Source organism: Paenibacillus sp. FSL M7-0896, from assembly GCF_037975415.1.
GTDB classification, from domain to species: domain Bacteria; phylum Bacillota; class Bacilli; order Paenibacillales; family Paenibacillaceae; genus Paenibacillus_AQ; species Paenibacillus_AQ silagei.
The window spans coordinates 452,398-464,715 of the sequence record NZ_CP150250.1 but is presented as its reverse complement, the minus strand read 5'-3'; the positions used below and the strand labels follow the sequence as shown (position 1 = coordinate 464,715).

Annotated in this window: 13 protein-coding genes; all 13 read right to left on the bottom strand. The window is 46.8% G+C overall.

Features of this window, described 5'->3' with window-relative positions; all coding sequences use genetic code 11:
- Positions 1-15 precede the first annotated feature (15 nt).
- Complete coding sequence (locus MKY12_RS01995; protein ID WP_339253490.1) at positions 16-969, bottom strand: class I SAM-dependent methyltransferase; 954 nt, start codon at positions 967-969, stop codon at positions 16-18.
- A gap of 5 nt (positions 970-974) precedes the next feature.
- Positions 975-1,823, bottom strand: coding sequence for an FkbM family methyltransferase (locus tag MKY12_RS01990; protein ID WP_339253488.1), 849 nt, complete (start codon positions 1,821-1,823; stop codon positions 975-977).
- A 38-nt stretch (positions 1,824-1,861) separates the two neighbouring features.
- A complete protein-coding gene (locus MKY12_RS01985) occupies positions 1,862-2,674 on the bottom strand; it encodes an ABC-2 family transporter protein (protein ID WP_339253487.1) in 813 nt (270 codons plus the stop codon).
- Positions 2,675-2,678: 4 nt separating this feature from the next.
- Positions 2,679-3,488, bottom strand: a complete 810-nt coding sequence (locus MKY12_RS01980; RefSeq protein ID WP_339312699.1) for an ABC-2 family transporter protein — start codon at positions 3,486-3,488, stop codon at positions 2,679-2,681.
- Positions 3,466-4,470: an ATP-binding cassette domain-containing protein gene (locus MKY12_RS01975; RefSeq protein WP_339253484.1), complete on the bottom strand. Its 1,005-nt coding sequence runs from the start codon at positions 4,468-4,470 to the stop codon at positions 3,466-3,468. The genes MKY12_RS01980 and MKY12_RS01975 overlap by 23 nt, the downstream gene beginning before the upstream one ends.
- Before the next feature lie 31 nt (positions 4,471-4,501).
- Complete coding sequence (locus MKY12_RS01970) at positions 4,502-5,680, bottom strand: radical SAM protein (RefSeq protein WP_339253482.1); 1,179 nt, start codon at positions 5,678-5,680, stop codon at positions 4,502-4,504.
- A gap of 42 nt (positions 5,681-5,722) precedes the next feature.
- On the bottom strand, positions 5,723-6,811 hold the full coding sequence (locus MKY12_RS01965; protein WP_339253481.1) for a radical SAM protein: 1,089 nt from the start codon (positions 6,809-6,811) through the stop codon (positions 5,723-5,725).
- Between the two features lie 27 nt (positions 6,812-6,838).
- Positions 6,839-7,987 (bottom strand): UDP-glucuronosyltransferase, encoded by a 1,149-nt coding sequence (locus MKY12_RS01960; RefSeq protein WP_339312697.1) that lies wholly within the window; start codon positions 7,985-7,987, stop codon positions 6,839-6,841.
- Positions 7,984-8,235, bottom strand: coding sequence for an acyl carrier protein (locus MKY12_RS01955; protein ID WP_209875463.1), 252 nt, complete (start codon positions 8,233-8,235; stop codon positions 7,984-7,986). Before MKY12_RS01955 ends, MKY12_RS01960 begins: the two co-directional genes overlap by 4 nt.
- A gap of 13 nt (positions 8,236-8,248) precedes the next feature.
- A complete protein-coding gene (locus MKY12_RS01950) occupies positions 8,249-9,259 on the bottom strand; it encodes an NAD-dependent epimerase/dehydratase family protein (RefSeq protein ID WP_339312695.1) in 1,011 nt (336 codons plus the stop codon).
- Positions 9,260-9,338: 79 nt separating this feature from the next.
- Complete coding sequence (locus MKY12_RS01945) at positions 9,339-10,397, bottom strand: hypothetical protein (RefSeq protein WP_339312693.1); 1,059 nt, start codon at positions 10,395-10,397, stop codon at positions 9,339-9,341.
- Between the two features lie 11 nt (positions 10,398-10,408).
- Positions 10,409-11,896: a class I adenylate-forming enzyme family protein gene (locus MKY12_RS01940; protein WP_339312691.1), complete on the bottom strand. Its 1,488-nt coding sequence runs from the start codon at positions 11,894-11,896 to the stop codon at positions 10,409-10,411.
- Positions 11,893-12,108, bottom strand: a complete 216-nt coding sequence (locus tag MKY12_RS01935) for a phosphopantetheine-binding protein (RefSeq protein ID WP_339312690.1) — start codon at positions 12,106-12,108, stop codon at positions 11,893-11,895. The genes MKY12_RS01940 and MKY12_RS01935 overlap by 4 nt, the downstream gene beginning before the upstream one ends.
- Positions 12,109-12,318: the final 210 nt, after the last annotated feature.

Sequence of the window (12,318 nt, the reverse complement as noted above, 5' to 3'; positions counted from 1 at the left end):
GATATTACGGCTATATTACCTCTTAACAAGGTTCATCATACGGTATTGCCGCGTTCCAGCCTTCATCTCTTCATATTTCTTCGAGCCGGGCAAGGCGATGAAATCATTAATATCTCCAATATTCGTACCCGCGCCTACGTTGCCTGCAATCCCTTGTGCACCAGTACGCTGCTTCGCATTCTCATCACACGATAAAAGAACATTCGCAGTCACATCCTGATTGCGGATTACAGACAGGCCTGCTTCCTCTAACAGCCTCACATTCTGCGCTACCTGATCTCCCGGCATCAGCTCCGTATACAGAAATACGCCGCCAGCTCTCATGATCCGGTACACCTCTTCATAGAAGCGTGACCGGTTCGGATAGGCATGCGCGGATTCTATATTTAATACCACATCGAAGCTCTCGTCTGCAAACGGTATATTCTCGGCATCGCCGACGAGATACAAAGCTCCACTCCCTCGGGATTTGGCATTGCAATAGGCAATATTCGCCGGGCAGATATCGAGGCCGACAATAGACAGCGGCTTGAAATATTTAGACAGCGCTGCTATGTTTCCTCCCCTGCCGCATCCGATGTCGATCACCTCCCGCTCCCGGATCGCCGTCTTGCCCACCGTCTCAAGCAGCAGCTTGATTGAATTTCTGTTCCATGCATCGGCGGGCTCGATCACTGTATGTTGCTCACTCCCGTGCGGGACGTAACCATAATTTAAGAAGGTAGCGAATCGGCCTATTCCGGATAGCGTAAGGGAGTTCGAAATCTCGCTATAATCCCTGATTTCTGCCTCTTTACGATCCCAGTCGGAAGGGTGGCCAGCCTGCTCACGCCGGTCGAGCATCGATACATAACGATCATTGATCGTATATACCGCATCGCAGTTGCAGCATTGCAGTGACGCCTCCGACTGGACCAGCTCGCCCTTGCAGCTGGAGCATACCAACCTTGCATGCAGATGCTGTCGCATGACTGTCACCCGGCCGGTATATGCATTAGATTCAACGCGTACACATTATAGTAATTTGGGATATTCAAATCTTCGTAGTAATCAATCGAGACATTGAAGCCGTTGGTTCGGAAGATGTTCTCGAGCCTGCTGATCTGCTCTCCGTCCAGTCCGTGTACCTCCATTACAATTTGCCTGATTTTGCTCCAATCCTCCGGATGGATACCTTCCAGCACCTCGAACTCACTTTTTTCCACGTCGATTTTGAGCAGATCAATGGGGTTCAGATCGTAATAGCGGATCATTTCAGAGATCGTAGTTAGCTTGCATCGATAGATCTGTTCATTCAGAAGCCTCGGCGACATCAGCTGATCGACAAACCGGTTTAGCATGCGCGGGTCGGCGAAGTCATCCCGGTAATGGTTGATTAACCCGTACCGGAGATCCTGATCGTGGTTCTCCCGGTATTTGATCTGGACAGAATCCGTGGACATCGTAGGAAAATAGGCAAACTCCGCTTCCTTGATCTCATTGGAAAGCCCAACGTTAACCGTTGTTACGCGAGAGAGCGAGCTCGTATTCATCTTCAAAAGCTTAAACGTCGGAGGCAGTGGCTCAAAGGCATATACCCTGCAGTTACTCTTGCTGCTGACATATAGGGTGAACATGCCGATATTAGCCCCGACATCCATGACCGTGCCATGATCCGGGAGCGTAATCCCATGCTTGAAATACATCTCCTTCTGGAAAATCTCGTTGTAGAGGAACTCGGTTTCTCCTTCGTTGTTTTGATAGATTTCGATCCCGTTGTGCAGCCGCTTCTTGGCAGTGGCTTCTGTCTGCGGTGAAAAGCTCTTGTGCTCCATCCTGCTCATCCGATTCACCTTCTCAACAATTTTTTTGGGGCATATCTCTAACTGCTGGCGCTCTCATAGTGTTTGACGGCCAGCTTCCAGAACAGCCTGACCACTAGAAGCGATATCACAGGAGCTGCAAAAATCCATATCCCAAGGAACAAGTCCAACCGGTCGATCAAATAAACCGACGGCATGTTGGTGATAAACAAGATAGGCACGACATACAGTCCTATTCTCCGCAGCCATTTGGGGTATATGTACATCGGCATATTGTTCAAATCCCAGCATTTGTCCAGTATGTCGAAGATCGAACCGGACTTTACCGTCCAGAAGGCAAGAATCTGCGGAAGCAGAAGCACCGAGTAGGTCACGATCGTGCTGCTCAAGATCACGCCAATATATCCGGCCAAGTGGATAAAGCTTGGCTCGATGCCAAGACGCCGCCAGGCCAATACGATCATCGTGATCCCAGCGACCAGGTTCGGGATTGGAAACGCGAAGTTCACGTGCCGTAATGAAATCATGAACTGCAGCGATAGCGGCTTCGTCATATACAAGTCCAGCGTCCCGTTGCGGATATGGCCGGCGAATCTATAAAAGTTATCCATAAACAGTCCTGTATAGATTGCGATCATAATCGTATAAGTCCCGGTGAAGATCATCATCTGGTCAGGAGAAATTCCATTGATTTCGATTCCGAGCTGGTAAACGAAGACGATATAGATCAGCTTGGAAAACAGAAATACGGTCTCCATGATCAAACCGGAGTAGAAATTCGCTTTGTATTCCATGTAACCGACCAAGCTGTTCTTTGCGAAAATAAAATACATACGTACATGCTTCCGAATCTCAGACAAGCTGATACTCACAGATCTAACCTCCAACGGCTACATATTTCTTCATCCCGGAATCCCAAGACAACTTGGAAATGATCATAAGCACAATGACCCAAACCGCCTGTAAGAGGAGCCCGGGCACGATTTCATGAATCGTCAAGCTCCCATTGATGATCTTAACCGGGAAGTATACGACATATTGAAACGGTAAATAGCTGGAAATTCTAGCAAACGTATCTCCGAAAATATTAAGCGGAAAGATGGCGCCGCTGAGCAGATAGACGCCTTGGTTGAACGCGATATAAACACCCCAAACCTCAGTAATGATGAACGCGAGCGCACTAATCGAATAAAAAAGCAGGAAGTTGATGAGCAGCCCGAACAGAATGCTGACCAGGAACAAAACGATTTGCCCCACTCTAAGCTGAAACTCCCAAATCTGAGTGAACACGATCATCAGGATGACGAATAAGACAAGGACGACCGCGGTCTGAACCGTTTTCCCGCCGAAAAAATTGCATATCCGATAGCTGAAATAATGAATAGGCTGAGCGATAAATTTGCTCAGTCCACCCATCTTGATATCGTTCGCGACCTCCCCTTCGAAGCCGGCAGAAACCAGCTTGGAGACGACGCCGGACAACACGGAATAAATGATGATCTGCGAATACGAATAGCCGTTAATAATCTCCTGCGGCGAACTGCGAAACACGGCTGTCCAGAGGAAGCATTGGACGAGTATGATGAAGCCGCCGCTGATAATACTCATCAGGAAATCGGTCCGGTATTCCATCTCATTCTGAAGCGCAAGGATGTACGTCCTTTTATACTTTTGCAAGGCTTTCATGTCTGACCCCATCTTTCTGATATAGGCTTTCGATGCCTCGCTCGACAGGTATATCTTCAACTGTGAAATCAAGGATCGGGAACCGGTCCAGCATCATCTTGGAGAGTCGCTGAAGGTCATGCTTATCGATCTCCATAACGGCATTCAGGCCGTCATGTTGAGTAATAACGCCATAGTCGCTTAGCGCTTGTCTCGGTACTTCGTCCGTAAATTGCAGCTTGATAATCTTTTTGGCATGGAACAGCTCGTTCACCCGCCGGAGATCGCCGTCGTATACGATCTTCCCTTGATTGATGATGATCGTTCGTTTGCACAGATCCTCAATATCCGCCATATAGTGGCTTGTCAGAATGACCGTGGCCTTCGTCTGCTGGTTATAATACTTCAGGAACTCCCGAATGCGCTTCTGCGAAATCAGATCAAGTCCGATTGTAGGCTCATCCAGGAATATCACCTTGGGCCGGTGGATGAGCGACGCAATAAGCTCCATCTTCATCCGTTCCCCCAGCGAAAGCCTCCGCACCTGAATGTTGAGCAGGTCTTTAACGTCAAGCATCTCCGTAAGCTCATCCAGGACAAGGTTGTAGGGCTCATCCTCGACCTCATAGATGCATTTGTTCAGGTACAACGATTCATTCGCCGGTAAATCCCACCACAACTGCGATTTCTGCCCCATCACGATCGAGAACTGCATCTTGAATTCTTTTTTTCGCTCCCAAGGGACATAGCCTAATACCTTCGCCTGCCCGCTTGTCGGATACAAGATGCCGGACAGCATCTTAAGCGTCGTCGTTTTGCCGGAACCGTTCGGGCCTAAGAATCCGACCATCTCCCCTTGCTCGATTACAAGTGATATTTCGCTAACCGCTTCTTTGATCAATGATTTCCGTTTCACTAAATTTTTGAGCGATTTTTTGAGGCCCAATTCTTTTTCGTAATACTTGAAGCTTTTGGACAATCCTTCCATCTGGATAATGCTCACTCGCGCACCTCATTTATGTGATTTAGAAGAGTTATACACCGTGCAAATGCAAAACACTGCACTTGGAACATGCCGGTGTCAGTCGTTCGTCCATCATTTCCCTTATTCTTCTGTAGTTCATGCTATGCCATAATTCCTGTACAGACGCTTCATGTAATTTGCCGATCTCGAACTCCTTGAAGAATTTACACGCGATAATTGTTCCATCGGGCGTAATGTCCATCCGGTTCGAGAGCGCCAGGCACTTCTTGTTCATCGTGCCTTTGCCCTCCACCTCTTTGCCGAGCACGAAATCTTCGATTTGGTCATGATCCAGATTCGGCTGGTAGCGCAAACGCATTTTCCAGACCCGATTATTCACCCGGTCCAACTCGCTCATCAAAGCAGGGATACGCTCCGGATCGAGCTTGTAGTTAAAGGCGTGCCAGCTTCGTTCGCCCCTGTGCTCGCTCGCCGGAAGGAAGTCGAACTTCTCGTCAAAGTAATTGTCCATTCCCTGCGTGCATTCGTCCGAGATGTACCACGGGAAGCAGACCATGACCATATCTACACCGACGCCCTCCAGAAAGTCCAGTAGATCGTAAAGCTTGTCAGTCATACCATCGTTAACGACGGTATGGATCGTAATTTTGCCCTTGAACCGGTTTTCCTTGCGCAGCTCGACCAGCTTCCGGATCGCATCTATCGCCTTGCTGAATACCCCTTTGCCGCGAAGCGCATCATTCTCTTCTTCGAATCCATCAAGCGCAATGAGCAGCTCCAGGTTGTCGGAGATTCTCAGCAAGGCGTCCAGCTTTCGCTCGATCAGCACCGCGTTCGTACAGATCGTCGTCTCACGAGGATGGGCTTCAAGCAAATCGGCTAAACGGTCGAAATGGCTGTATACGAGCGGCTCGCCGCCCCAGATATAGAGTCTCGACTTGGCTGGTTCCGTCTCAAGGATTAGCTTCTCCAGCAGCCCGTAGTCGAGCTGTTCGCGCTGCTGCTCCGGTGTCATGAAGTGATGGTAGCCGGTGTCGTTCCATTGATAGCAATGCTTGCAGCGCAAGTTGCATTGGTTCGTCAGTTTAATCCCGACCGACTCTGGCAACGGTGTCGCGTAACCCGCTATTTTCTCCATGTTCCGCTTGGTTTCCACCGTATTCTTGATCGTACGTTTCAATATTTGCAGATCCTTAGCGGAATGCTTAATCTCAGATTTCGGATTCATATCAACACACCCTTCTTACACGTAATAGGTTATTCACATGAATCAGTAGATATAATACCTTGAACAAGCCGTACAAATCGGAAGCATATTTTTTTTCATATACGCGCGATACTCTTTGTAATTGTCACTGCGCCAGATATCCAGCAAGCTCTCTTCGTTCACGTTGCCGAAGGTCAAATCATAGAAGGCATGGCAGGGCGAAACGTCGCCCCTTGCCGTAATCTCCGCATACACCCATGGAAGGGAGCACTGATTTCGTTTATCCGCCATCTGATGGAATTGCCCCGAGAAATAGTTACGCAAATTCAGTTCATCTATCGTCTTCGGATAGGTGATCACATGGATGCGGTTTTTCAAGCAATACTCTTTAACCTTATTGAGCTGTCTCGTCAATTCCGGAATATCGATCTCGCTGAACGAACTGATGTCCCGCCACACCATCCCCTTGGCATAAGGAGCTTCATACACGCCGAATTCCCCACTAAGAACCTCCACATATTGGGCATACTGCTCTTCCGTGGCATAGAGCTGCACTTCCATGCTGATATGGTCCAACATCGACAAGTCGATATGCTTGAAGAAAAATTCCTCGACATACATATAGTTCAAGGGCGTAATGATAAAGGATACACCCATCTTCGGAAAATGCTTGCCTTTGCTTTGCCGGAGCTCATAGAGCTTCTCGATCCCCTTGATTACTTTCTTAAATACGCCTTTGCCCCTCTGCCTGTCGTTGATTGCCTCAGGGCCGTCGAGCGACACCCAGATCTTATTGGGCGCAGTCTCGACAAGCATCTCGGCATGCTGCTCGAGCAATGTGCCGTTCGTGGGGAAGTCCGCTACGCTTCCATAATGATTGATCATGGCGAGAATGTCGCTCAGCCAAGGGTACATCAGCGGCTCGCCGCCGAAGAAATCGTAATACGGCTTGCCGGGGCTGCACTGGGCGATGATCTTTTTGATCAGATCCGGGTCCAGCTGCGCTAATGTTTTTTTGCTTTTGTAGGGCCCTTCTAGTCCCCACTCATAGCACATCTTGCATCGCAAATTGCACTCCTCGAGCAGCTGCAAGACGATCCATCTCGGATAGCTTGTCGTATCTTGGGCGACACTCAATTTATTAACACTCATCGCATAACCCCTTCTGCCATTGAAATCTTACCTCTTCATTAACGCGACTCTCGAACAATAATGATCCACATAATCCATCCGTTCTCCGGGTCTGTTCTTGATCGCTTGATGCATCTCCTTAAGGACATCTACGGAAAAATCCATCTCCCGCCACTTCTCATAACGTATTCCGAACCCGAGCGACTCCCACAATTCCAAATTGCTAAGCTCATGACTGCCGAACGGCTCCAGCAGAATAAGAGGGGTTTCGGAGGCAATCGAATCGATCAATGTGCCCGCTCCCGGCTTGGCCACGATAGCCATCGCCTCCGAAGCAACGTCAAATAACCAATGATGATCAGCCTCGGCGGGGTATGATTTCGTGTCTTCTCCCGCTATTTCAATGTATGGCGGAAACTCGTGCAGGCCGTTCGCACTCTTCACCCATGCACACCATTCCGGATCGTTCATCCAATACCGGTGATCGGGATCAGGCTTCGCTTCGTTCCAATCATAAGCTACGATATCAAGCCCGTAGTTATGGCCGACAAGCTCTGGAACTTTACTCTGATAAGTGCCCATCCCCCAGCCGCCGCCATGAACAACAAGCCGCCGCTTCCTCGATTCGAAGGGCAGTGGCGTACCAAGAGGAACCGGGATTTCGTATCGAATCGCCATCTTATCGGTGTCATAGAGACAAGCATTGTAATAATGCTCGTCATACCGGGGATGATACTTCTTCAGGCTCTTCCAAGACGGGGCCAGATCTGAATCGACGTAGAGCAGGTCTACATGAATTGGATTCGGCAGCATCTTCTCCCTGTACAAATCCAGAATATAGCCCCAGTGTCCGGACAGTGATATGAATTCGTACCGTTCTTCCGCTTTCCACGCCTCCAGCAATAGCTCTACCTGGGCATAATCAATGCTGCCCCGGATATCCATCGGCATTCGGGCCGAAAAATTGGCAAGCGCGAAATCATTGTGGTAAGCCTTCCTGCTGTCTGCAATATGATCCCTTTTGTCTTGCTCCAAATAGCTTTCGAACACGAGCACTTCCGTCACGATATCCCTCTTCTTGAAACCGTTTGCAGCTAATAGGCCGGGAATATAGAACCCCAGACCGAAACCCGAGCATAGAATCGTTACTTTCCGCTTACCCATAAACTCCCGGACATCCTTACGTCTATCGTTCATACAGATGCCGTCTTCTGCAGCTCCGAGATATAATTGCAGAAGGCCGTAACCGACTCCAAAAAATCGAAGTCGAATTGTTCAAAATCGATTTCAATATCGAAGCGCTCTTCCACTTTTAATAAGAAAGTAATTAGCTGTAACGAGTCGAGTCCCCCGTCTTCCATGATGCTGGAATGCTCGTTCAAGCGGTTTGCCAGCTGGGCGTCGTCCTTGATTTCGCTTATCATCGCTATGATCTGTTCTTGCATAGGTACCTCCTGTTTAATGGATATATTGACCTTGGTAATAATGAATCGTTCTAGCGAGTGCATCATGCAAACCGATCGCCGGTTCCCAGTCCATAATCGTCCTTGATACGGTAATATCCGGCTTCCTTCTCCTGGGATCGTCTTCCGGCAGCGGGAGAAACTCGATCTCCGCGTTGGACTTCATGAGCTCCTTCAATACTTGGGCGACTTCAAGTATGGTGACTTCCTGCGGATTCCCCAAATTGACCGGCTGTTCATACGTGGTGCCCAGCAGTCTTATAATCCCTTCCAGCAAATCGTCGATATACTGAAAGCTTCTCGTCTGTCTGCCGTCGCCATAAATCGTAAGGTTGCGCTTGGACATGATTTGATTAATGAAATTGGTAATGACACGTCCGTCATATAAATCCATCTTCGGGCCGAATGTATTGAAGATTCGAATGACCCTTACCGGTATGCCGTATTTCCTGTTCATCCAGTAGGTGATCGCCTCTGCATACCGCTTCGCTTCGTTGTAGCAGCTTCTTGATCCAATCGAATTCACGTTGCCAAAGTAGCTCTCCGGCTGAGGGTGAACGGTTGGGTTGCCGTAGATCTCGCTTGTTGAAGCCAAGAAGAAGGCAGCCTGCTTTTCTTTGGCCAGCTGCAGCAGATGCATCGATCCTTCGCTGTTGACCCTCATCGTTTCGATCGGATAGGACAAATATTTGGGCGGGCTGGCAGGACTTGCGAAATGCATCACCCAATCGACAGGTTCTTCAACTGCGAGCGGATAAATGACGTCATGCTCGATAAACTTGAAATTGGGGGAACGTAAGAGATTCTCCATGTTGACAGTGGACCCGGTCAGCAAATTATCGACACCGATAACGGTATGGCCTTCCCGCAGCAGCCTCTCGGCAAGGTTGGAACCGATGAAGCCTGCAACTCCTGTTAATACAATGAAAATAAAGATCCCCCCATTGCCTAAGGTTGGTGAACGGTGCTTGAGGTGAGTGGATACGCGGTGGTTGTGCTTATTCAATACGCTGTCACAACGATTATGATCCCGGCATCACTCCCTCCATGAATATACCTGGCTGACATTATTTGCGCCTTCGGTGTTACTGAATGCCTACCTTACTAAGCCATCGTTCAAGGAATATTGATTCTTCATTTTCTATATTCGTTATCAGCCTATATAAGCTTTCTGAAATACTCATATCACTTGTCAAATTATATTTAATCGCTACATTCACAAGGATCTTTGCCTTAAGTTCAATGGCTGTGAATTCATCTATATGCTCTTGATTTAATTGAATTAAATGCCGATTATCGTACAAATACTTGAGTCTCAGCGTCATTAGCTTCTTATGATCATAAAGTAAATGAAAGGGTCTTATATCAAGCTTAGACTTATCTTCCGATGTTTCTTTCACATAATTAAATAGAGTGGTGTATATTTGCATGCCGAAGTCAAGATTATCCCTGTCGCCCCCGTAGTTGAACATCTCCCAATACTCCGGCGTTTTCTTAGTGAAATAATTTCTTATAGAATTCACTAGGGTATCCGCACTGAATTTATCCTGATATTGATCATTGAATCTATACAGATACACCATCTCTCTAAGATAATCATGATTGGTTGTTAGATGATTAGTGTTGAACGCAAGATTGAAATCGGCAAATGATATCTCAGCTTGACTATACACGCCGTTCTTAAAGAAATCGGAAACATACAATATCTCTCTGTCTAAATCATAGCCGTAAACAAATATGTCATGATGCAATTGGAGTCTATGATATCGGTCGCTTAGGGGCACGTAGAAATAATTCACCATGGTGTGGATATAATGATTAGCATTAATATTTTCTATAATAAAATGAATAACAGAGTCCCATTTAGCTGTTACAGTATCTCTATGTATCTTTTGAGTCGAAATCCATTTGCATGCATCCGAAGGCCGCAGCTCATAAGTCAGAGGGAAATAAAAATCTCCCCAATGATGTTTATAATCTTTGTTAATAAATAATTGAATATAATTGCTGAATATCCATGGGTGTGCGCACTCGTAATGGGTAAGTACGGACAAGAGATGAGCATGCTGCGTATAGGTTGTAATCATCGGATAACTTACCGGCAATATTCCCCTGCCCAAGGTGTGAGTTGTATTCTTCAACATTTCGTTCACCCCTACTCATTTAGCAATAAGCACTTCGTACTTGCCCTGTCCAGTTTTCCTGTTTTTGTTTTGGGAATGTCATCTACAATCCTCCATTGTCTAGGTACCTTATACGAAGACAAATGCAAGTTGCAATGTTGTGTCAGCGCATCTAGATCAATCAGACATTCTTCACAAACTTTCAGAAATGCGATGGGTACTTCGCCTAATAGATCATCGTGCACACCAACAACCATGACTTCCTCCACTTCTTTCAAACCATATAAGAACTCTTCGATTTCTTCCGGATAGATATTGATACCGCCGGATATAATGATATTTTTCTTTCTGCCTGTGATGATGAGACACCCTGATTCATTCCAAAATCCCAAATCTCCTGTCTTTAACCAGCCATCAACAATGGTATTGTTCGTTAACTCCGGGTTGTTGTAATACCCGAGCATCACATTTGGGCCCTTGACCCAAACTTCTCCGATAGCGGCTCCTTCAACCTCATTCTCTTCTTCGTCAACAAGCCGAATAGAAACGTCACTGATGGGTGATCCACAGGATAAGCAGCGTTCTCCACGGTCCATCATACTCACCCTAGGAGAAGCTTCTGTCAATCCGTAGGTTTGAATAATGTCCGCTTGGGGAAATACAGTCTGAAGATTGTCTACTAATTTCGCGGGAATCGGCGCACCGCTTATAACAATAAATTCAATGAAATCAAAGGCACTCCAGTTGGTTGTCTGATGATAATCCGAAACAAAGTGCATCAATTGCGTAGGCACCGCTGAGAATGCCGTGACCGCCTTATCCTGAAACAGTCTAAACGCTGTGCGCGGCAGCAAGGGCAAGCTGATAAGCCTAATTCGGGTTCCAAATAGCATACAAGAAATCAATTGCGTGACAATTGTAGAACTGAAATGAACGGGCATCGTTACAAGAAACGAATCTTGATCCGTATAGCCCACCTTTCTGCCATGTGCCAACGCATTCGTTAATACATTCTCATGGGATAACATAACGATTTTAGATTGTCCGGTTGTGCCCGATGTAGGAAGGAGAATAGCACATGAATTGGGATCGGACGGATTCGTGAGCGAGATTGATTCAAACGAAGGCACCGGTTCTTGCGAGAAATCCTGAGCGGTAACCCAATAAATATGGCGATTTAAACGCGCAGGCTGTGCATATTTGCTGATAACCAGCTTGGCGTCACTGGCTTGTAAAATATTTTCAATCTCAGTTAGGGATGCCGAGTAAGGAACCGGTATGAGTACATGACCGCTGAACTGAATGCCAAGCGCCGCAGTAATGAACAAGGGCTCATTATTTGTGTAGACTGCAAGATGGCTGCCGGCCTCAAGCTCAAAGTTCTTTTTGATATATAAAGCAATTAAGTATGCTTCTGTCATCACTTCCGCATAAGTCCACTGCTGCTTCAGATCTTGAAGGATAATTTGATCCTTGCGATCACAAGCCTCCATGAATAAACGCTGAATGATAGTCATCATATCGTTGTCTCGGTCAAATAATTAAGGATTAATCCAGTCGTGGAGAACTTCTCAAACAACAGATCCTCGTCAGGGATCGAGATGTTAAACTTCGATTCCATTGAAACAATAAGCTTGATGAAGCCCACCGAATCGATCCCTTGATCCAATAAAGGGGTATTGTGGTCATCCGGATACTTGATGTCAAGCTCAGCAAAAATTTCATCTCTCAAGATAAATTCTATTGATTTAGACATCATGTTTCCTCCGTTAGATAATCTTTAGAAAGGCTGATTAGAGAGGATAGCAGACATGGTGATATTCAGTAATGAGCAGGTAGGTGAAAGTGAGTGTGAAGGAGAATAATTTCAAAACGATGGACAATGTGCATACGCACTAAAAGAGTTGTTTGCAGAGATGCTGCAATGAATGCTGGAGGCGGA